Raw genomic sequence first — 21,287 nt, 5'->3', positions numbered from 1 at the left:
ATTAAATATCGAGAAGGTTTTCGCCGCCGAGTTCGTGCGCCAGGCAACTACGAATATCGACATAGCGAAAGTGGTAGTTCAAATTGTTTAAAACACGTGGTTGGACGCGTTGATCCGCTAAGGCTAATTCCTTTGCCCCCTGTTGGCCGAGCAGAATTGCTGGACCTAAAGATGGAATCGTCATTTTTGCCGGCCGCTTGAGCTCTTTCGCAAGTACATCGACAAAATCTTGATTTTTGATTGGATTAGGGGCTACTGCATTGATAGCACCTGAAAGCTTTGGATTAAGCACAGCATGAATATAAATATCGCAGAGATCGTCAATAGCAATCCATGACATCCACGGATTGCTGCCGCGAAATGGTCCACCAAGTCCTACAGAAAACACAGCTTTAAGAACCGGAAGCATTCCGCCACGACCGCTCATTACCACACCCGTCCGAATGTTGACGATACGCTTATTTGAGGTCGCATCCGTGCGGCTGGCTGCTTCCCAGTCCTCGCACACACTGGCTAGGAAGTCGTCACCTTGAGCGGATCCCTCATCAAGAATCTCGTCTCCACGCGCATGTCCGTAGTATCCAATCGCAGAGGCGGACACCATCGTGTGGCAGGTACTGCTTTTTTGAACTAATTGGGATAACTGCCGAGTAGGTTCAATCCGAGAGTCTCGAATCTCGGCTTTGTGTGAATCATTGAACCGTCCCAAGATGGGTTCCCCGGCAAGATGAATTAAGGCATCGAGGCCCTCAAGTAGATTTGAGGCTGGGTGTGCAGGATCCCAATGACGCTGATGCGGTTTGGATTTGCCGCGTACAAGTTGAACGACAGTATGGCCAAGGGTGGTTAACTGTGCTGTGAGTGCTCGCCCGACGAGCCCACGAGAACCGGTGAGTCCAATAGTTAACGGCGTCGATTCAGTGGGATTATTTCTTGTCAATTCATTGAATCGTTGCTGCGCCTGAATATCATTGATGAGCTGATGCTGACGATATGCAAAGGCTGGAGATAAGGTAGTGCGTGGTGCACGCGTGTGCACTGTATCAGTGATAAGGGTGCCACTGGGGTGATCAGTAAAGTCGTGTATGTGGCGCCATGAAGCCAAAGACTTCACTGGGGCATTAATGCATACATCCGTAAAACGATGATGCCGTATATACCCGCTGAGATCGTGACGAGCTTCCCATCGTAATCCAGCCGGCAACGCAAAAACTGTTGTTCCTTTGGCTAATGAGGTTGCTTGTTCAATGGGGCGTAGAGGCAAAAAAGGAGGAGTAAGCCTAAATACTGCTCCGGGTCGGGTATGCCATTCCCATACATCTATACGTGGTGCTGGGATGACATGGCTTGTGTGAAGACTCATGAATGCCTTTCTCGCCGATAGGTTATCTGTTTGAGGATACAGAAAAATTGTTGAGGAATAACAGGTCGGTTAAGGCAAAGTAATTATTTTTCATGCGCATTCGGGGGAGAAGATGAGTAAGACCATGTGAAAAATCTGTTGTGGTGTTATTGTTTTTCTAGCCTTAGTTCGTCTTACTGCTTACTTAGGTGCAGAGTACTCTGCAAATATCATGAATCGGCATCCTTTAACAGACCGCACAGAGAGGCGGGAAAGGAGGTCACGATGAGTGAAAACAATGGCGACAATATCGAACTTCTTTCGGAAAACGATGTTGCTCGTACTATTGCACGCATCGCGCACCAAATTATTGAAAAAACTGCGCTCGACGCATCAGGTACAAAGCCTGTTTTGCTGCTCGGTATTCCTTCTGGTGGAGTGCCTATCGCGTTTCAGCTCGCGCAAAAAATCAAAGAATTTACCGGAGTTGATGTCCCGGTTGGTTCACTAGATGTCACCCTTTATCGTGATGATCTGAGAAAAAATCCCCATCGTGCGCTACAGCCAACTAACCTTCCGATAGATGGAATAAATGGGCATCATATTATTTTGGTAGATGATGTTCTTTATTCTGGCCGCACAATTCGTGCCGCTCTTGATGCTCTTCGCGATATCGGTCGACCAGATATTATTCAGCTCGCTGTATTGGTGGATAGGGGCCATCGGCAGTTGCCTATCCGCGCAGATTATGTTGGCAAGAATTTGCCTACTTCTCGTGGCGAAGATGTTCAAGTCTTTATCAAAGAAATTGATGGCCGAACAGCCGTTGTTTTGACTCGCGGCACGGAGGAAGCATAGTGAAACATCTATTATCTATTGCTGACCTTAGCAAAGATGACATCATTGGCTTGATGGATGAAGCGGATCGTTTCCGAGAAGCACTTTTAGGGCGTGATATTAAAAAACTTCCTACGCTTCGTGGTCGGACAATTTTTACCCTTTTCTACGAAAATTCGACGCGTACACGTTCATCATTTGAAACAGCTGGAAAATGGATGAGCGCTGATGTTATCAACATCTCTGCTAGCTCATCTTCTGTTAAAAAGGGTGAATCCTTAAAAGACACTGGCCTGACGCTATCTGCGATTGGTGCAGATGCCATTGTTATGCGCCATTACTCATCAGGGGCGACTGAACAACTGGCTCGTTGGGTTGCTCCAGGTGGAGTAGGGCCGAGTGTTATTAATGCTGGTGACGGTGCGCATCAACATCCAACTCAAGCATTATTGGATGCTGTCACGATTCGTCAACGCTTAGGTGATATCGATGGTCGCAAGGTTGTGATTGTTGGCGACTGCTTGCATTCGCGAGTGGTACGTTCCAACGTAGATCTTCTCACCACTTTGGGCGCCGAAGTAGTTCTCGTTGGACCCCCCACGCTATTGCCTGCTGGTATTGATACATGGCCAGTTCGTTATTCCTATGACATGGACGCCGAAATCTATGACGCAGATGTCGTCATGATGCTTCGAGTCCAGCAAGAACGGATGCATGGTGGATTCTTTCCAACACACCGTGAATACGCCACCCTCTATGGCCTTTCAGCAGAGCGCGAACGAAAACTCCAAGATCATACGATCGTGATGCATCCAGGTCCAATGCTACGAGGCATGGAAATCAACTTCGGAGTGGCCGATGCTCCTCGTACAGCTGTACTACAGCAAGTTAGTAATGGTGTGCATACCCGAATGGCCGTTTTGTTCACTCTTATCGCTGGTCAAGACACAGCGGCATTTTAAAACTCAAGGAAGAGCAGCAACTATGAGTACTCAAATTTATCCAGCAACAGGTCGACTAGCCGAACCGGAACAAGGCACTCTGCTAATTAAAAATGTAAAGATCTACGGAGAGGGTGAGCCTGTCAATGTCTTGATCACTGATGGTGTGATCACTGACACTCAGGCTGGTGACGTAAAAGTAGATCGTGAAGTGGACGGCCAAGGCGGAGTTTTACTTCCTGGCCTTGTAGATATTCACGTTCATCTTCGAGAACCAGGTCGCGAGGATACTGAAACAATCGCGACTGGTTCAGCTGCCGCTGCGAAAGGTGGTTTCACGGCAGTATTCACTATGGCAAATACCATGCCTGTAATGGATCAGCCGATTATCGCAGAATCCGTCTGGCATAAAGGCCAAGATATTGGCCTTTGCGACGTTCACCCTGTTGGATCGATAACAAAGGGCCTCGAGGGCAAAGAAATCACCGAATTTGGCATGATGGCACATTCTCAAGCCAAGGTTCGTATGTTTTCCGATGACGGAAAGTGCGTTGATAATCCATTGATAATGCGTCGAGCAGTTGAATATGCGCGAGGTATGGATGTGCTGCTAGCGCAACATTGCGAAGATCCCCGATTGACTGACGGGGCAGTTGCTCACGAAGGCGCAATGGCAGCCAAACTCGGTTTGGGCGGTTGGCCACGTGTTGCAGAAGAATCGATCGTGGCTCGGGATGCGATCTTAGCTCGCGATTATGGCGGGCGTATGCACATCTGCCATGCTTCAACACAAGGGACTGTTGAACTTGTTAAATGGGCGAAACAACATGATATTCCGCTGACAGCCGAGGTTACTCCGCATCACTTGTTGCTTACTGATGAACGACTCGCCACATATGACGGTGTAAATCGTGTCAATCCGCCACTTCGTGAAAACTCCGACATTCTCGCATTGCGTGAAGCATTGCTCAACGGAACGATTGATTGCGTGGCGACTGACCATGCGCCGCACGGATCCGAGGATAAATGTTGCGAATTTGAACATGCGAAACCCGGCATGCTGGGCTTGGAGACTTCCTTAGCAGTGGTTGCAGCAGTTTTCGTGGAAACCGGACTCGCAGATTGGCGCTTTGTTGCCAAAGTTATGAGCGAGCGTCCTGCAGAAATCGTGAAGCTTCCAGGCCATGGCCGACCAATCGCAGCTGGTGAGCCAGCGAACTTAACTATCGTGGATCCAGGCGCCAAATGGACTGCTTCTGGTGAAAAGATGGCTTCCAAAGCAACGAATACCCCATATGAGGGCATGGAATTTAATGCGCGGGTAACGACCACGATTTTGCGCGGTCGTCTGACCTGTGTCGATGGTGAACCAACCCAGGCACGAGCGTAACGAACAAACGGGTGTAAAAAGCGCTAAGTCTGGGAAAATTGGGTAATTTATCCACCAGCTGGCTTTATCGCCTGAGCACCTCAAAACGTACAAAGTGAAACGCGGATATTGCGTTGATATCCGCGTACCCAAAAACAAAAGTGAAAGGCGACAGAGTGACGTCCCAAGATCGAAGTGAAGCCGTACTTGTGTTGGCTGATGGCCGCATATTTAAAGGAGAGTCTTTCGGCGCGGAAGGAACGACTCTAGGTGAAGCAGTTTTTACTACGGCAATGAGTGGTTATCAAGAGACCATGACGGATCCGTCGTATCACCGTCAGATTGTGGTAACTACGGCTCCGCAGATCGGTAACACCGGCTGGAATGATGAAGACGGTGAATCCCATGGTGACAAGATTTGGGTTGCTGGTCTTGTGATTCGGGATTTGTCTGCGGCTGTGTCTAACTGGCGTGCAAAGCGCAGCTTGGAGGATGAAATGTGTGAACAGAACATTGTCGGAATTTCTGGTGTTGATACACGCGCAATAGTTCGTCATTTACGTAATTTCGGTTCAGTTGCTGCAGGTATTTTCTCAGGAGAAGCGGCAAAACAACCGCATGATGAGCTCATCGAGATAGTAAAATCGCAGCCTTCAATGGCAGGAGCAGACTTGGCTAGCGAGGTATCTACCCAAGAAGCTTACGTTGTAGAACCAGACGGTGAAGCACTTTATACCGTTGTTGCTTACGACATGGGTATTAAGACGAACACTCCTCGTAATTTCTCCCGTCGCGGAATTAGAACGGTGGTTGTTCCTGCAAATACGTCTGCAGCGGACATCGCTCAATATAATCCCGACGGTGTTTTTGTATCCAATGGGCCAGGCGATCCAGCTACAGCAGATGAGATGGTAGGGATTGTGCAAGAAATTCTGGCACAGCAAATTCCATTTTTCGGAATTTGCTTTGGCAACCAGATTCTCGGGCGTGCACTGGGAATGAATACCTACAAAATGAAATTTGGTCACCGTGGTATCAACGTGCCGGTTTTGAATCATCTCACTGGGAAAATTGATATCACAGCGCAAAACCATGGATTTGCTTTGGAAGGCACAGCGCTTGAGCAATTTGATACGCCGTTCGGCCCTGCCCATGTAACACATACTTGCCTTAATGACGACACCGTGGAAGGTGTAGCACTAGTGAACGGTTTGGCTTACTCAGTGCAGTACCACCCAGAAGCGGCAGCGGGTCCGCATGATGCAAATCCTTTGTTTGACCAGTTCATCGACCTTATTCAAGCAAATAAGAAATAATCACCAGGAAGGTAGAAAATAATGCCAAAGCGCAATGACATCAAACACGTCCTGGTCATCGGTTCTGGGCCAATCGTTATCGGACAAGCGTGTGAGTTTGACTATTCCGGAACGCAAGCGTGCCGAGTTCTTAAAGAAGAAGGACTCCGTGTCACTTTGATCAACTCGAATCCGGCGACAATCATGACGGATCCAGAGTTTGCCGATCATACATATGTTGAGCCGATTGAGCCGGAATACATTGAAAAGATTTTTGAAAAAGAGATCGCTGAGGGACACCCCGTTGACGCTGTGTTGGCAACACTTGGTGGACAAACAGCATTGAACGCAGCGATCAAATTGGATCGTCGCGGATCTCTTGAAAAATACAACGTAGAACTCATCGGTGCAGACATTGACGCGATTGAGCGCGGCGAGGATCGCCAAAAATTCAAAGATATTGTTGCGAAAATCGGCGGGGAATCAGCGCGTTCCCGCGTGTGCCACAATATGCAAGAGGTATATGACACCGTTGAAGAGCTCGGCCTTCCGGTAGTAGTGCGTCCTTCCTTCACCATGGGCGGTTTGGGTTCTGGGCTTGCCTTCAACCAAGAGGATCTTGAACGAATTGCAGGCGGTGGACTTGCAGCGTCCCCGGAAGCAAACGTACTTATTGAAGAATCAATTCTTGGCTGGAAAGAATATGAGCTTGAGCTCATGCGTGATGGCGCTGATAACGTTGTGGTTATTTGTTCCATTGAAAATGTCGATGCACTAGGCGTACACACCGGTGATTCTGTTACTGTCGCTCCTGCTTTGACCCTGACCGATCGTGAATACCAAAAGATGCGTAATCAAGGCATCGCGATTATTCGTGAAGTAGGAGTCGACACTGGTGGATGCAACATCCAATTCGCAGTAAATCCCCGCGATGGCCGCTTGATAACCATTGAGATGAATCCTCGTGTATCAAGGTCATCCGCTCTTGCATCCAAAGCAACTGGATTTCCCATTGCTAAGATTGCTGCCAAGTTGGCTATCGGATACACGTTGGATGAAATTACAAATGACATCACGGGCGTTACACCAGCGGCTTTCGAACCAACTCTCGATTATGTAGTAGTCAAGTCTCCACGTTTTGCTTTTGAGAAGTTCACCGGATCTGACGATACCTTGACTACAACGATGAAATCCGTTGGCGAGGCAATGGCTCTTGGTCGTAATTACATCGCGGCGTTGGGTAAAGTCATGCGTTCGCTAGAAAACAAGCAAGCTGGTTTCTGGACGACAAGTGACGAATTCTTTGCCGGGGATCGCGCTAAGAATCTTGACGCAGTATTAGAAGATCTGAAGCGTCCAACAGAAGGGCGGATGTATGACGTAGAGCTGGCTCTTCGTCTTGGAGCTTCAATTGAAGAGGTGCATCAAGCTTCTGGGCTTGATCCATGGTTCTTGGCGGAGCTTCAGTCATTAGTAGATTTCCGAGAATCTTTGATGAAGGCGCCAGTGTTGGATGAGCCGTTGCTTCGAAAAGCCAAGTTCTTCGGATTGTCTGACCGCCAAATCGCGGCCCTTCGTCCTGAATTTGCAGGGGAAGATGGTGTTCGTCGCCTGCGTTGGTCGCTAGGGGTACGGCCAGTATTTAAGACTGTAGATACGTGCGCTGCAGAATTCGAAGCTACGACTCCATACCATTATTCAGCTTATGAGCTCGATCCAGCTGCTGAATCGGAAGTACGTCCTCAAACTGAAAAAGACAAGATCATCATTTTGGGATCAGGTCCGAACCGAATCGGCCAAGGTATTGAGTTTGACTACTCATGTGTTCATGCTGCACTCGAACTTTCACGCGTGGGATATGAGACAGTCATGGTTAACTGCAACCCAGAAACCGTGTCGACAGATTATGACACTGCTGACCGTCTGTATTTTGAGCCATTGACGTTCGAAGATGTTATGGAGGTCTACCATGCTGAATCAACATCTGGACATGTTGCCGGTGTGATCGTTCAGCTTGGCGGGCAGACTCCACTTGGATTGGCCGAAAAGCTTCGTGATGCGGGTGTTCCCGTCATCGGTACGACTGCAGAGGCTATCGATCTTGCTGAGGATCGCGGAGAATTCGGTGAAGTATTGCGTAAAGCGCAATTGCCAGCTCCAGCTTTCGGTACCGCTACATCATTTGAAGAGGCTAAAGCTGTTGCCAATAACATTGGTTACCCCGTATTGGTTCGTCCATCTTACGTCTTGGGCGGCCGCGGCATGGAAATTGTATACGACGAAAACTCATTGCATTCGTACATCGAACGAGCAACTGAGATCACGAGCGATCACCCAGTGCTCGTGGATCGCTTCTTAGATAATGCAATTGAAATTGACGTTGATGCGCTTTGTGATGGCGAAAATGTCTACCTTGCTGGTGTTATGGAGCACATTGAAGAAGCAGGTATTCACTCCGGTGACTCTGCTTGTGCGCTGCCACCTATGACGCTAGGTGCCGAAGATATCGAAAATGTCCGTCGCTCAACAGAAGCGTTGGCACATGGTATCGGTGTTAAGGGATTGATAAATGTTCAATATGCATTGAAAGATGACATTCTCTATGTGATTGAGGCTAATCCCCGTGCATCTCGTACAGTACCTTTTGTCTCCAAAGCTACTGGTGTCCACTTAGCAAAAGCAGCAGCGCGGATTATGACTGGGGCAACGATCCCCGAGCTTCAAGCGGAAGGAATGATTCCAACCGGTTATGATGGTGGTTCCTTGCCAGAAAACGCTCCGATTGCAGTGAAGGAAGCAGTACTTCCGTTCAATCGATTCCGCCGTCCTGATGGCACAATGTTGGATACTTTGCTAAGCCCTGAGATGAAATCAACGGGCGAAGTGATGGGGCTGGCCGATAATTTTGGTGCTGCCTATGCTAAGGCAGAGCAGGCGGCTTTTGGCGCACTTCCGACTGAAGGCACGGTCTTCGTATCAGTAGCGAACCGTGATAAGCGTACTTTGATTTTCCCAATCCAGCGACTAGCTTCACTTGGATTCCGAGTATTGGCGACATCCGGTACTGCAGGAATGCTTCGCCGCAATGGTATTGAATGTGAAGTTGTTTTGAAACAGACCCAAGTGCAAGAAGCACGACAAAACGGTACTGAGGGGCAGCGTTCGGTAGTGGATATGATTAAAGCTGGCGAAGTGGACCTCATTCTTAATACACCTGCAGGGTCTTCAGGCGCGCGTCACGACGGTTACCAGATCCGTGCAGCGGCAGTTAATGTTGGCGTTCCTCTAGTTACAACCGTGCAAGGTGTTACTGCGGCAGTACAGGGAATCGAAGCGCTTAGGGCTGGTGAACTCAGCGTTCGAGCGCTGCAAGAGCTAGATCATTCGGTGACTCGATGATCCAAGAGCGAAAAAATCTAGTTACATTCGGCGATCAACTGGTAGAGGCTGGTCGCCGGCTGGGCCGGCTGTGCGTCGGAATAGATCCTCACCCTAGCTTGCTCAAGCAATGGGGATGTGACGATGGAATAGCAGGATTGCAGCGGTTCACTGAAATTTGCGTCGAAGCATTTTCTGGGAACGTGGCGCTGGTGAAACCTCAAGTAGCTTTTTATGAGGCGTGGGGTGCTGCGGGCTATCAAATTCTTGAATCGGCGATTTCAGAGCTGCGACAGGCAGGAACGCTTGTGTTGTCAGATGCAAAACGCGGAGATATCGGCTCTACAATGGCTGGTTATGCTCAAGCATGGTTGTCAGAGGAATCCTCGTTGAGCTCTGATGCGGTGACCGTATCCCCATTCCTCGGCTATGGCTCTCTTTCACCTGTATTTGAGATAGCTGCATCTACCAATAAAGGTGTTTTTGTTTTGGCAGCCACCTCGAATCCAGAGGCGCGATCTTTGCAGGATCGTGTTGGTGAAGATGGACTGAGCATTTCGCAATTGATGGTGGATTCGGTCGCGCTTTCAAATCGAGAACATAAAGAAAATAACCACTACGGGAATGTAGGTGTTGTAATTGGAGCAACCTTAGCGCATCCACCGCAGTTAGAGCGGCTCAATGGGCCGATCTTGTTACCAGGCGTTGGCGCACAAGGCGCAACGCCTGCCGATGTAGCTCGATTGACTCAGGGAGTCCAGGAGCTGGCGTTTGCCAATGTCTCGCGTGGAATTCTCAAGACAGGGCCTTCTACATCTGCGTTATCCACAGCCATTAGTAAATTTGTAGAGGAATTTACTAATTAAATAATCCCAGCTCAGCACCCTTGTTGCTAACCGCAGGTAGGAAAGCTCCGACCTGCGGTTTTTCAATGGCTTAGGGCGATTACCTGTTGATATACAAACTGGTGCTAGACTGATTCGGACATCAACGCGATTTCAAAGTGACGTGTGAATTATTCTCGAATTTTTCGGCAATGTTTTGAAGTCTTACTCATCCGAAGTGGCACAACTCAGAAGTGGTGTAGTTGTATTTCTGATCGTTGTGACCATGGGTGTCTTGCCCACTGTGGTGGAGAAATGTGTATCGTTGATTCTCGGCATTATGCCGATGCTTAAAGTGAACCAAAATAAACTTCGAATCGGAGGAACCCCGTGGCCCTTCCCAAGTTGACCGACGAGCAGCGCAAAGAAGCACTTGCAAAGGCTGCTGAGGCCCGCAAGGCACGTGCAGAGCTGAAAGAGCAGCTTAAGCGCAGTGACATTACCCTCAAGGAGGTGCTCGACAAGGCCTCTTCGGATGAGATCATCGGTAAGACTAAGGTTTCCGCACTCTTGGAGTCCTTGCCAAAGGTGGGCAAAGTGAAAGCCAAGGAAATTATGGAGGAGCTGGAAATTGCTCAGACCCGTCGTCTGCGTGGTTTGGGCGATCGTCAGCGCCGTGCCTTGCTCGAACGTTTCGGGTACTCGGAGGATTAATTCATGAGTGGCGATAACCCAGTAGGCCGTCTGGTAGTGCTCGCAGGGCCTTCTGCCGTGGGTAAATCCACGGTGGTTCATCGCCTCCGCGAAGAAATTGAAGACCTCTACTTCAGCGTATCTATGACTACGCGCGCTCCTCGGCCAGGGGAGCGCGATGGTGTGGATTACTTTTTCGTGTCGCCTGAAGAGTTTCAATCCAAGATTGATGCAGGGGAGATGCTGGAATGGGCTGATATTCACGGTGGTCTTCAACGTTCGGGAACTCCTGCGGGACCTGTAGAAGCTGCGCTTCTGGCAGGTCGACCTGTTCTCGTCGAAGTGGATTTGGTCGGTGCACGAAACGTTGCGTCGCTAAAACCTGAATCTGAGACTGTGTTTTTGGCCCCGCCGTCGTGGGAGGTTTTAGTGGAACGTCTGACAGGACGTGGTACTGAACCCGAGGATGTAATAACTCGTCGACTGGAAACAGCGAAGAATGAACTTGCTGCTCAGCACGAGTTCAAACACGTTGTTGTCAATGAGGACGTGGAACAAGCTGTGTCGGACATCAAGGAAATCCTTGTCGGATGTCGTTAAAGCTAGCGCCTGCTACATTTTTGTGTAGCTGTTGAATCCGAGAACTATCAAGCTGTGAAGAAGAGGTGCCTCCGTGAGCAACGTGGCAGAGAACAATGACGGTGTATATGATGCACCAACCGGTATTACCGCCCCACCGATCGACGAGCTGTTGAAGCATGTTTCTTCGAAGTATGCTTTGGTGATTTTTGCTGCAAAGCGTGCCCGTCAGATCAATAGCTACTACCAGCAGGCAGACGAAGGCGTATTTGAATTTGTAGGCCCATTGGTAACTCCTGAGGCTCAAGAAAAGCCGCTTTCAATCGCTATGCGCGAGATTGAAGCTGGTTTGTTGGACCACGAAGAAGGCTAAAGCCTTCGCGGTTTAGGCGGACCATAGTTGAAGCAACCCCCTTTGCACTGTGTTTTAAACGGCAAAGGGGGTTCGTTTTACTCGAAAGTAAGTGAGATATTATGACGAATACTTCATTCGATAACAGCACAATTGTAGTAGGTGTTGCCGGCGGTATTGCTGCCTACAAATCCTGTCATGTAGTGAGGGGTTTTAAAGAGGATGGTGCGAACGTTGTTGTTGTGCCAACCTCTGCAGCATTGAATTTTGTTGGTAAGACAACTTTTGAAGCTCTTTCTGGAAATCCTGTTTCTACTACCGTGTTTGATGCTGTCGATGAGGTCCGCCATGTCAATGTTGGGCAGCAGGCTGATCTGATTGTCGTGGTTCCTGCCACAGCTGATCTGATTGCGCGAGTGGCAATGGGACGAGCAGATGATTTGTTGACGGCAACTCTACTTGTAGCTACCTGCCCAATTGTTTTGGTGCCAGCAATGCATACAGAGATGTGGAGTAACGCTGCCACCCGTGAAAACGTTGCGACGCTGCGTCGCCGAGGCATCATCGTTATGGATCCGGCTCATGGTCGTCTAACTGGTGCGGATACTGGCCCTGGGCGTTTGCCTGATCCCGATCAAATTATCGATTTTGCTAAAACTGTGGCACGCACGAAAGTCATGCCTCGCGATCTGGTGGGGAGGAAAGTGCTAATTTCGGCAGGAGGCACTCAAGAAAGCATTGACCCTGTACGTTATGTGGGCAACAGATCGTCAGGTAGACAAGGATTTGCGCTAGCGGAGATCGCATCACAGCGTGGGGCCGAGGTTACAGTCGTCGCCGGTGCAACGGATAAGCTTCCTATTCCTTGTGGGGCGCGAGTAGTGAATGTTGCATCGGCTGTAGAAATGCAGCGGGAATGCATGCGAGAGGCGCGTAATAGTGATGTCGTGATTATGGCTGCTGCGGTAGCTGATTTCCGTCCGCGCGAAAGTGCTTCTGCCAAGATGAAGAAGGGGGCCGCTGACTCTTCACTTCAGATGATATCGATGGTGGAAAATCCTGATATTCTGCGAGGACTTGTTGAACAACGACAAGGTGAAAAACCTGTCATCATTGGATTTGCGGCTGAGACTGGGGACGCAGATCATACACCTTTGGAGTTTGCTCGACAGAAGTTGGGCAGGAAAAAGTGCGATCTTTTGATGTGTAATGAAGTTGGCATCGGCAAAGTGTTCGGTCAGTCGGATAACAGTGGATTCCTATTGTCTCGTCAAGGAAACGTTGAGGAAATTTCGCAGGGATCGAAACACTGGATTGCTTTTAATATTTTGGATCACGTCGTGAGGTTGCTAGAAGCTGAGGAGTGACTGATCTTTGCGAATCTTGTCTTTTTAGACAGCTTGGTCTATATTGGGTGAAATCAGCTTAAACGGTGACGTCTTTATTGCAGAATAGCTTTGTCTAACGGAAGCCGTTTAAATCAATCTTTTCACTGAAGGGCAATCGAGTGTCTGAAACTGCTGCCTCCGGCTTGCGTTTGTTTACTAGCGAATCGGTTACCGAGGGGCATCCAGACAAAATCTGCGATGCGATCTCGGACACCATATTGGATGCCTTGCTGAGCGTTGATCCTCACGCTCGCGTGGCTGTGGAGACTGTAACCACAACTGGTTTAGTTCACGTCGTTGGAGAAGTTCGTACCTCCGGCTACGTGGAAATTCCAAAATTGGTTCGTGACAAACTAATTAAAATTGGGTTTAACTCTTCTGAGGTTGGCTTTGATGGTCGTACCTGTGGAGTGAGCGTATCCATTGGGGAACAGTCTCAGGAAATTGGTGCTGGCGTTGATCAGTCTCATGAGGTTCGTTCAGGCGAGAATATAGATGCGGATGACCAAGCCGGAGCAGGCGATCAGGGATTGATGTTCGGCTATGCTACGAATGAGACAGCTACATTAATGCCTTTGCCTATTGATCTGGCGCATCGACTCGCTCGTCGTTTGACTCAGGTGCGTAAGACCACTGTCGTTTCCCATTTGCGTCCTGATGGGAAAACTCAGGTAACGCTTGCTTATGACGAAGCAGGTCGTCCGGTACGTTTGGATACGGTTGTTGTGTCTACTCAGCACGATCCTGATGTAACTCAGGAATGGCTGTTCGCTCAGATTAAAGAGCATGTTGTCGACTGGGTGCTTCGCGATTCGGGCTTGGAGTCCACACTCGATACCAGTGATTATTCATTGCTGGTTAATCCTTCGGGCTCCTTTATCGTTGGTGGCCCCATGGGCGATGCGGGGTTGACGGGACGAAAGATTATCGTCGATACCTATGGCGGCATGGCACGACATGGTGGTGGTGCATTCTCTGGTAAAGATCCTAGTAAAGTAGACCGTTCTGGCGCCTATGCTATGCGTTGGGTTGCTAAGAATATTGTTGCTGCGGGCTTGGCTGATCGAGCAGAAGTACAGGTTGCGTATGCGATTGGTCGCGCAAAACCTGTTGGCTTGTATGTTGAAACTTTTGGGACCGCCAAATTTGGTTTGACGGATGAACAAATCCAAGATGCAGTATTGCACGTCTTTGATCTCCGTCCTGCAGCAATTATTCGAGAGTTGGATCTTCTTCGTCCAATTTATGCTGGTACGGCCGCCTATGGCCATTTCGGACGCGATGATTTAAATTTGCCATGGGAAGATACGGATCGAGCACAACAGTTACGTGACGTGTTGTCTTTAGGCTAAATATGTAGAATCATTGCCATGTCTAAAACCCGCGTAGCTGCTTCAAGTCTTCCAGTTGCGCGGGTATTGCCATTACTAGGCGTTGCTCATCTGGATCGTGTTTTCGAATACCTAGTGGATTCGACGATGTCGGATGATGCCCAGCCAGGGGTCAAAGTTCGAGTAAGGTTCGGCGGCAGGCTCGTTGACGGAGTTATTTTAGAACGGACCTCAAGGCAGGAGCACGAGGGGAGACTTGCTTGGCTAGATAAAGTACAGTCGCCAATCCCCGTTTATACTCCAGCGTTGCGGCGACTCATCGAATCACTGTCTACGCGATATGCGGGGATCACTTCTGATGTTATTCGTTCAGCAATTCCTTCACGGCATGCAAAAGCAGAAGAAGGGGATTTTTCCACTAGGTGGGAAGATCTAGGTGACGTTGATGAACCCGATTTGTCTATGTGGGCAAAATATGTCCATGGAAAATCTTTTGTAGACGCTGTAATTGCTCATCAAACTGCACGCGCTGCTTGGCAAATTGCGCCGGGCGAAAATTGGGCAGCTGCGCTTGCCGCGTTGGGTACTAAAGTTGCAATTGCGGGTGGGGGAGTACTCATCGTTGTCCCTGATCAACGTGATGTAGAAACTTTGGAAGCTGCATTTCGTGATTTAGTATCTGCTCGACAAATCACGGTGATGACGGCCGCTCAAGGACCACAGGCACGCTATCGACGGTTTTTAAGTATTTTGCATGGTCAAGGGCGAATCGTTATTGGCACTCGGAGTGCTGCGTTCGCTCCTGTTGACAACCTACAATTAGCAGTTATTAAAGACGATGGTGATGAAAATCTAGTTGATCCGCGTAGCCCCTACATTCATGCGCGTGAAGTTTTAAGTACACGGTCTACGCAAGAGCATTGTTCACTTATCCTTGCGGGGCACTCACGTAGTACCGAGACACAACTTTTGGTTCAATCGGGTTGGGCTCATAATCTAGTGGTTGATCGTGAACGAGTGCGAAAAATGATGCCGCGCATTCATGCTGTTGCGGATACAAACACAGCGTTGGAACGTGATCCACTTGCGAGGGCTGCACGAATTCCTTCATCAGCTTTTTCTTCATTAAGGGATGCATTGAAGCGAAATCGACCAGTGCTCATTCACGTCCCGAGAAAAGGATATATTCCTGTATTAGCTTGTCAACAGTGTCGTTCTGCCGCGCGTTGTAGACACTGCAACGGCCCCTTGGAGTTGCCATTTCCGGAATCTGGTGCACCACAAACACCGCAATGTCGATGGTGCGGCCGTCCAGATAGTCATTTTCGTTGTACGCATTGTGGGTCCTCGAACCTTAGGGCAATCGTATTGGGTGCCGAACGGACCGCTGAGGAAATTGGTCGAGCATTTCCTCAGACTCGAGTAGTTGTCTCTGGCGGAAACCGAATACACGATAAGATTCCAGATGCACCAATAGTGGTGGTAGCCACCCCTGGAGCTGAACCGGAAATAGCGGACGCTGGAAGGTATGGAGCTGCAGTGTTGCTTGATACTTGGGCTCTACTAAGCCGTCAGGATTTGAGGGCCTCCGAAGACGCACTCGCAAAATGGTTTTCTGTATGCACTTTAGTAGAGCCCTGTGTAGTGGGTGGGGAAGTTGTCGTTGTGGCAGATGCAGGCCTTTTCGAAGTTCAAGCATTAATTCGATGGGACCCCATTTGGGCTGCATCGCGTGAGCTTGATCTTAGGCAAGAAGTACATTTTCCACCTGCTGCCCATATGGCGGCTATCGATGGTGCTCGTGATGCTATCGATGAATTTTTAGAGATGATCCAACTTCCTGAGCATGCAGAAGTTCTAGGACCCGTGAGCCTTCCGACGGGGAACAAACTTCCAGGCGAATACGATGAAAATACCTATGGCCCGCCACAACGCGTATTGATTCGTATTCCGCTGAAAGACCGTAATGAATTAGGCGAAGTCTTAAGATCTGGAATTGTTCAACGATCCGCTAAACGTAAAGAATTACCTCTTCGGGTGAAAATTGATCCTATCCATGTAGGGTAGATACTTTGGCGTGAGCCTATATATGCGGCTCTATCATCTGGTTTGTACTTGGCGGAATAAGAAGAGACTAAAGGAAACAAAGTGGCAATTCGTGATATTCGGTTGTTTGGTGATCCAGTTTTGACTACAAAGTCGTCGGAGGTTGAAGTCTTTGACTCCAGCATTCGAAATTTGGTTAATGACATGTTGGAAACCATGGATGCAGCTGGCGGAGTTGGCTTGGCTGCTAACCAAGTCGGAGTAACTAAACGAGTCTTTGTGTATGACTGCTCGCACATTGAGGATGGACTTCGAGGGCATATCATCAATCCAGTTTGGGAATCCATTGGAGACGAAACTCAAATTGGCCCAGAAGGTTGCTTGTCCATTCCAGATGTTCAGGAAGAGACCGAGCGTTGGATGACAGTAAGTGTTAGTGGCCGTGACGTTGATGGAAACCCGATTTCAATGGTTGCTTCTGGCTTAATGGCACGGTGTATCCAACATGAAACAGACCATCTAGATGGTGTTTTATTTTTAAAAAAGCTTGATAAAGACCACCGGAAAGACGCTATGGCTCAGATCCGGAAGTCTGAATGGTTTAATCAATAGCTATAGAGTCCAACTTGAAGACTTAATGAGGAAAGTATGCGTCTAATTTTTGCTGGAACACCTGAGCCTGCAGTTGTAGCTCTATCCCGATTGCTCGAAAGCGAACACGAAGTAGTAGCGGTATTGACCCGTCCGGATGCTCGTCGTGGACGTGGAAGGACTCTACACCCTTCACCTGTGTCGGAGCTTGCGCAACAACACGGTATCGAAGTACTAACTCCGGCTACGATCAAGCCAAATACGCCTGATGGCGATGCATTTCGGGCTCGTCTTGCGGAACTGGCGCCCGACTGTGTTCCAGTAGTTGCATACGGAAACCTCATTACTGAGGATCTCTTACAGGCTGTTCCACATGGATGGATTAATCTGCATTTCTCGATCTTGCCGCGTTGGCGAGGTGCAGCCCCAGTTCAGGCTGCTATTGCAGCTGGAGATACTTCGACGGGTGCCACGACTTTTAGAATTGATAAAGGACTTGATACGGGTCGTATTCTTGGAGTCATTCACGAGCCGATTCAATCAACTGATACCGCTGACGATTTGCTCACTCGGTTGGCGTACTCAGGTGCAGATCTTTTGGTTAACACCATGGATAATTTGGCACAAGGAAATGCTACATATAGTGAGCAAATTGGCGAAGCAACGTATGCACCAAAAATAACAACAGAGGATGCGCGAATTCAGTGGACACACCCAGCCGAAGCCGTCGATAAGCATATTCGTGCTGTAACACCAGGCCCAGGGGCTTGGAGTTTTCTAGGTGACCAGCGCTTTAAAATTGGCCCTGTCAGTGTGTCAGAAGATGCAGATTTACAACCAGGACACATGAAAATTGAAAAAAACCGTGTGTTAGTAGGAACTGGCGATCGTAATATTGAGCTTGATCAAATTCAGCCACAAGGGAAGAAACGAATGAAGGCCTCTGATTGGGCTCGCGGATTGCAAAATACAGAAGGCTTGGTGCTGTCATGAGTGGTGGTTTTCGATCCCGTGCACGCTCAGGAGACCAGCCCCCCGCACGCAGTGAAAAGAAGCAATCTACAAATAAGTCTCGACAAACAATGAGATCAACGCAATCCGATCCGCGATGGAAGCCACTTAGAGGCATTGACCTACCGCGGTCAGTTGCTTTTTGGGTAATCCAACGAGTTGAGGTTGATGCGGCGTATGCGAATCTCACACTTCCAAAAGTCCTCAAGCAGTCCAAGCTTTCTGGTCGCGATGCAGCATTTGCCACGGAACTAACCTATGGAACTTTAAGAACACAAGGTGTTATCGATACCGTGATCGCAGAATGTTCTTCACGGCAACTTGAAGCATTAAAATCGGAAGTGCGAGCAGCGCTGCGCCTTGGTACCTATCAGCTTTTGTACACACGGGTGGGTGCTCATGCAGCTGTAGATACAACCGTGCGAATCATGGAGGCGATTGGTCAAGATCGCGCAAAAGGATTTGTCAATGGTGTTCTCCGTACAATTTCAAGAACATCTCCTGAATCGTGGATCGAAAAATTAACCCCATCTGGTGAGATCGAGTCAATCGCATTTCAGCATGCACACCCTGCTTGGATCGCTCGAAGCTTTTCCCAGATTGTCGGAATGAATGAGCTAGAGGCTGCATTATCGGCAGATTCTGAGCGTCCAAAGGTGCACTTGGTAGCACGGCCAGGGGAGATGAGCGCAGAAGAGCTTGCACTTATCGTTGGAGGTGATGAAGGTAAGTATTCTCCCTATGCTGTCTACCTAGAATCTGGTGATCCAGGAGCGTTGGAACCAGTTCACGAAGGTTTGGCTGCGGTGCAAGATGAAGGCAGTCAACTGATTGCGCGAGCGGTGACCGAGGCTCCAATATCTGGAGACGATCAAGGAAAATGGCTTGATCTGTGTGCTGGTCCCGGCGGAAAAGCAGCATTGCTTGGCGCAATAGCACGTATTGACGGTGCGACGGTAGATGCCGTCGAGGTAAGCGAGCACCGTGCGAAACTGATCGAAAACATTGTTCGAGGTTTGCCTGTCAAAGTTACCGTGGGTGACGGACGCTCCCCAGGTTTAGCGCCAGGATATGACCGGGTATTAGTTGATGCACCGTGTTCTGGACTAGGAGCATTGCGACGACGCCCTGAAGCACGATGGCGAAAACAAGAGTCTGACATTGAGGAACTGACAAAGCTCCAATCACAGTTGCTCGATTCGGCTTTGCGGCTTGTACGAACTGGCGGAATCGTTGTCTACTCAACGTGTTCACCAGATTTAAGAGAAACACGACAGATTGTGGATCGAATGCTTCGTTCTCACAAAGTCGAGGAGCTCAACGCTGCGGAGCTCGTTCCTAGCATGGAAAACACTGGTGAATATAAGTCGGTACACATGTGGCCACATCGGCATGGCACTGATGCGATGTTTTTCGCAGTCCTGCGTAAAAATAGTGAGATGGGGTAGCGTCGCTTCGAGCTTATGGTTTGCACGCTAGACTGAAGCTATGACTCAGACTCCACAATGTCCGATTATTGCGCCATCAATTCTAGCTGCAGATTTTCGTAAGCTTGAAGAGGAAATCCAGTCGGTTAGCCATGCCGACTGGATTCACGTTGATGTGATGGACGGTCATTTTGTGCCAAATCTATCTTTTGGGGCAGATATCACTCGTGCTGCACGGATGAGCACCTCGCAGCCCCTTGATGTTCATCTAATGATCGAAAATCCAGAAAAATGGGTGGACTCGTATATTGAAGCTGGTGCCTTTACTGTCATTTTCCATGTGGAAGCAACAGACAATCCGGTTGATCTAGCACGTCACATTAGAGAACAGGGTGCAAGAGCCGGGTTTTCACTAAAACCAAGTACTCCGATTGATCCTTATCTCGATATTCTAGAAGAGTTTGACGAAGTTTTGGTCATGAGTGTCGAGCCTGGATTTGGTGGACAAAAGTTTATGCCGGAGCAATTAGAAAAGGTTCGTCAACTTCGTCGAATTATTGATGAACGTAATCTAGCTGTTACTATCGAAATTGACGGTGGTATTTCGGAGTCCACAATTCACCAAGCTGCAAAAGCAGGGTGCGATGCCTTTGTTGCCGGTTCAGCTGTCTTTGGCAGTAATGACCGTAATGGCGCCATTGACGCATTACGAGAACGCGCGTGCAGTCGTGCTTAGCCGGAAAGATTTGTAGTTGAATTACGGAGTGCCGCTTAGTGCCGAGCTGCCGTTGAACACCATGTATGCGGAGACAACGGTTCTCAGCACCGAAATGAACATCATTTATCCTGCCATCATCGCAGCAGTGCAAGAAGGAGAAAAAGCTTGGGGGGCTACACACCCTAATCCTCCGGTTGGAGCAGTGGTGCTGTCTAGCGATGGCTCGATTATAGGAAGGGGACATACCCAACCACCCGGTGGCCCTCATGCTGAAGTAATGGCATTGAGACAAGCGGGGGAGTATGCGGAAGGTGGCACATTAGTGGTCACTTTAGAGCCGTGTAATCATTGGGGAAGAACTGGCCCATGTAGTCATGCTATTTCTGAATTCGGTATTAAGCACGTGGTCTACCTCATGCCAGATACCGGTTCGCTAGAGAAGGGTGGGGCGGAGTATCTTCGGCGTCAAGGGTTAAGGGTGACCTTTTTAGATCTCAATGTTGCCGCACTCATCCCTTGGCAAACATCTAAAGATCGTGGTTGGCCGTATGTTGTAGGTAAAACTGCTCACACTCTAGACGGCTTTATTGCTGCAGAAGACCATAGCTCAAAATGGATAACAGGCAGTGCAGCGCGTAATTATGCCAATCGGCAACGACAGCATTTTGATGCGATCATTGTCGGAACCGGCACTGTCAAAGCTGATGATCCAGCTTTGACAGCTCGAAACGGCGATGGCACCTTATTGCCACATCAGCCTCTAAAGGTGGTTATCGGAACGAGTAAAATTTCTGAGAGCACGCAGTTAGCTCGATCAGGATTCTTACAGTTTTCGACAATCGAAGAGGCATTGGTACAACTTTGGGCCCTAGGAGCGCGTTATGTGCTGGTTGAAGGTGGTCCACATTTATTGCATGGATTTTTAACAAGCGGAAATCTGGACCAGTTACATTCTTATAGTGCGCCCATGCTCTTAACCCGAGGAGCTTCCCTTTTGCAAGAGGGGGAGAAGAAATCTGCGGAAAGTGTTGGTACTACGATAGCAAGTGCGTTAAGAGGAAGTACTCAATCTATTTCGATGCTCGGGGACGATATCCTTCAAGTAATTAATATTTGATCTGGATGCCTGAGCGGTTGCGGCAAAATCTCATCGAAAAAATAAAAG

At 48.9% G+C, this 21,287-nt stretch carries 18 protein-coding genes; 17 read left to right on the top strand and 1 reads right to left on the bottom strand.

The features are described 5' to 3' along the window. Position 1: 1 nt before the first annotated feature. Positions 2-1,363 carry a TIGR01777 family oxidoreductase gene (locus tag CIP100161_RS06805; RefSeq protein ID WP_155873032.1) on the bottom strand — a complete coding sequence of 454 codons (1,362 nt, stop codon included), beginning with the start codon at positions 1,361-1,363 and terminating at the stop codon, positions 2-4. 264 nt (positions 1,364-1,627) lie between these two features. Here CIP100161_RS06805 and pyrR point away from each other — a divergent pair, with 264 nt between their 5' ends. The 17 genes from pyrR (at position 1,628) to ribD (ending at position 21,239) form a co-directional block, all read left to right on the top strand. Beyond that, positions 1,628-2,200 (top strand): bifunctional pyr operon transcriptional regulator/uracil phosphoribosyltransferase PyrR, encoded by a 573-nt coding sequence (pyrR, locus tag CIP100161_RS06800; protein ID WP_155873030.1) that lies wholly within the window; start codon positions 1,628-1,630, stop codon positions 2,198-2,200. After that, positions 2,200-3,141 carry an aspartate carbamoyltransferase catalytic subunit gene (locus CIP100161_RS06795; RefSeq protein ID WP_155873029.1) on the top strand — a complete coding sequence of 314 codons (942 nt, stop codon included), beginning with the start codon at positions 2,200-2,202 and terminating at the stop codon, positions 3,139-3,141. The genes pyrR and CIP100161_RS06795 overlap by 1 nt, the downstream gene beginning before the upstream one ends. 22 nt (positions 3,142-3,163) lie before the next feature. Then, on the top strand, positions 3,164-4,510 hold the full coding sequence (locus tag CIP100161_RS06790; protein WP_155873027.1) for a dihydroorotase: 1,347 nt from the start codon (positions 3,164-3,166) through the stop codon (positions 4,508-4,510). A gap of 155 nt (positions 4,511-4,665) precedes the next feature. After that, positions 4,666-5,805, top strand: a complete 1,140-nt coding sequence (gene carA / locus CIP100161_RS06785; protein WP_155873025.1) for a glutamine-hydrolyzing carbamoyl-phosphate synthase small subunit — start codon at positions 4,666-4,668, stop codon at positions 5,803-5,805. A 21-nt stretch (positions 5,806-5,826) separates the two neighbouring features. Continuing rightward, a complete protein-coding gene (gene carB, locus CIP100161_RS06780; protein WP_155873023.1) occupies positions 5,827-9,183 on the top strand; it encodes a carbamoyl-phosphate synthase large subunit in 3,357 nt (1,118 codons plus the stop codon). Then, positions 9,180-10,028 carry an orotidine-5'-phosphate decarboxylase gene (gene pyrF / locus CIP100161_RS06775; RefSeq protein ID WP_155873021.1) on the top strand — a complete coding sequence of 283 codons (849 nt, stop codon included), beginning with the start codon at positions 9,180-9,182 and terminating at the stop codon, positions 10,026-10,028. Before carB ends, pyrF begins: the two co-directional genes overlap by 4 nt. A 348-nt stretch (positions 10,029-10,376) precedes the next feature. Next, positions 10,377-10,700: an integration host factor, actinobacterial type gene (gene mihF / locus CIP100161_RS06770; protein ID WP_003851636.1), complete on the top strand. Its 324-nt coding sequence runs from the start codon at positions 10,377-10,379 to the stop codon at positions 10,698-10,700. Positions 10,701-10,703: 3 nt separating this feature from the next. After that, the gene (gene gmk / locus CIP100161_RS06765; RefSeq protein WP_155873019.1) at positions 10,704-11,279 is read left to right on the top strand and encodes a guanylate kinase; all 576 of its coding nucleotides are present in this window, start codon (positions 10,704-10,706) and stop codon (positions 11,277-11,279) included. A 73-nt stretch (positions 11,280-11,352) separates the two neighbouring features. Continuing rightward, the gene (gene rpoZ / locus CIP100161_RS06760) at positions 11,353-11,631 is read left to right on the top strand and encodes a DNA-directed RNA polymerase subunit omega (RefSeq protein WP_003851632.1); all 279 of its coding nucleotides are present in this window, start codon (positions 11,353-11,355) and stop codon (positions 11,629-11,631) included. A gap of 101 nt (positions 11,632-11,732) precedes the next feature. Next, complete coding sequence (gene coaBC, locus CIP100161_RS06755; RefSeq protein ID WP_155873017.1) at positions 11,733-12,977, top strand: bifunctional phosphopantothenoylcysteine decarboxylase/phosphopantothenate--cysteine ligase CoaBC; 1,245 nt, start codon at positions 11,733-11,735, stop codon at positions 12,975-12,977. Positions 12,978-13,117: 140 nt separating this feature from the next. Further along, positions 13,118-14,350, top strand: coding sequence for a methionine adenosyltransferase (metK, locus tag CIP100161_RS06750; RefSeq protein WP_155873015.1), 1,233 nt, complete (start codon positions 13,118-13,120; stop codon positions 14,348-14,350). Between the two features lie 18 nt (positions 14,351-14,368). Next, entirely contained in the window at positions 14,369-16,396 is a 2,028-nt protein-coding gene (locus CIP100161_RS06745) for a primosomal protein N' (RefSeq protein WP_155873013.1), read from the top strand. 81 nt (positions 16,397-16,477) lie between these two features. Next, a complete protein-coding gene (gene def, locus CIP100161_RS06740) occupies positions 16,478-16,987 on the top strand; it encodes a peptide deformylase (protein ID WP_155873011.1) in 510 nt (169 codons plus the stop codon). 36 nt (positions 16,988-17,023) lie between these two features. Continuing rightward, the gene (gene fmt / locus CIP100161_RS06735; protein ID WP_155873009.1) at positions 17,024-17,959 is read left to right on the top strand and encodes a methionyl-tRNA formyltransferase; all 936 of its coding nucleotides are present in this window, start codon (positions 17,024-17,026) and stop codon (positions 17,957-17,959) included. Then, on the top strand, positions 17,956-19,425 hold the full coding sequence (locus tag CIP100161_RS06730) for an RsmB/NOP family class I SAM-dependent RNA methyltransferase (RefSeq protein WP_155873007.1): 1,470 nt from the start codon (positions 17,956-17,958) through the stop codon (positions 19,423-19,425). Before fmt ends, CIP100161_RS06730 begins: the two co-directional genes overlap by 4 nt. Positions 19,426-19,465: 40 nt before the next feature. Then, positions 19,466-20,140 (top strand): ribulose-phosphate 3-epimerase, encoded by a 675-nt coding sequence (gene rpe / locus CIP100161_RS06725; protein WP_155873004.1) that lies wholly within the window; start codon positions 19,466-19,468, stop codon positions 20,138-20,140. Positions 20,141-20,234: 94 nt separating this feature from the next. Then, entirely contained in the window at positions 20,235-21,239 is a 1,005-nt protein-coding gene (ribD, locus tag CIP100161_RS06720) for a bifunctional diaminohydroxyphosphoribosylaminopyrimidine deaminase/5-amino-6-(5-phosphoribosylamino)uracil reductase RibD (protein WP_155874553.1), read from the top strand. The last annotated feature ends 48 nt before the right edge of the window (positions 21,240-21,287 follow it).

This window comes from Corynebacterium rouxii, from assembly GCF_902702935.1.
In the GTDB taxonomy this organism is placed as follows: domain Bacteria; phylum Actinomycetota; class Actinomycetes; order Mycobacteriales; family Mycobacteriaceae; genus Corynebacterium; species Corynebacterium rouxii.
This window is presented reverse-complemented; position numbering and strand designations above follow the sequence as displayed.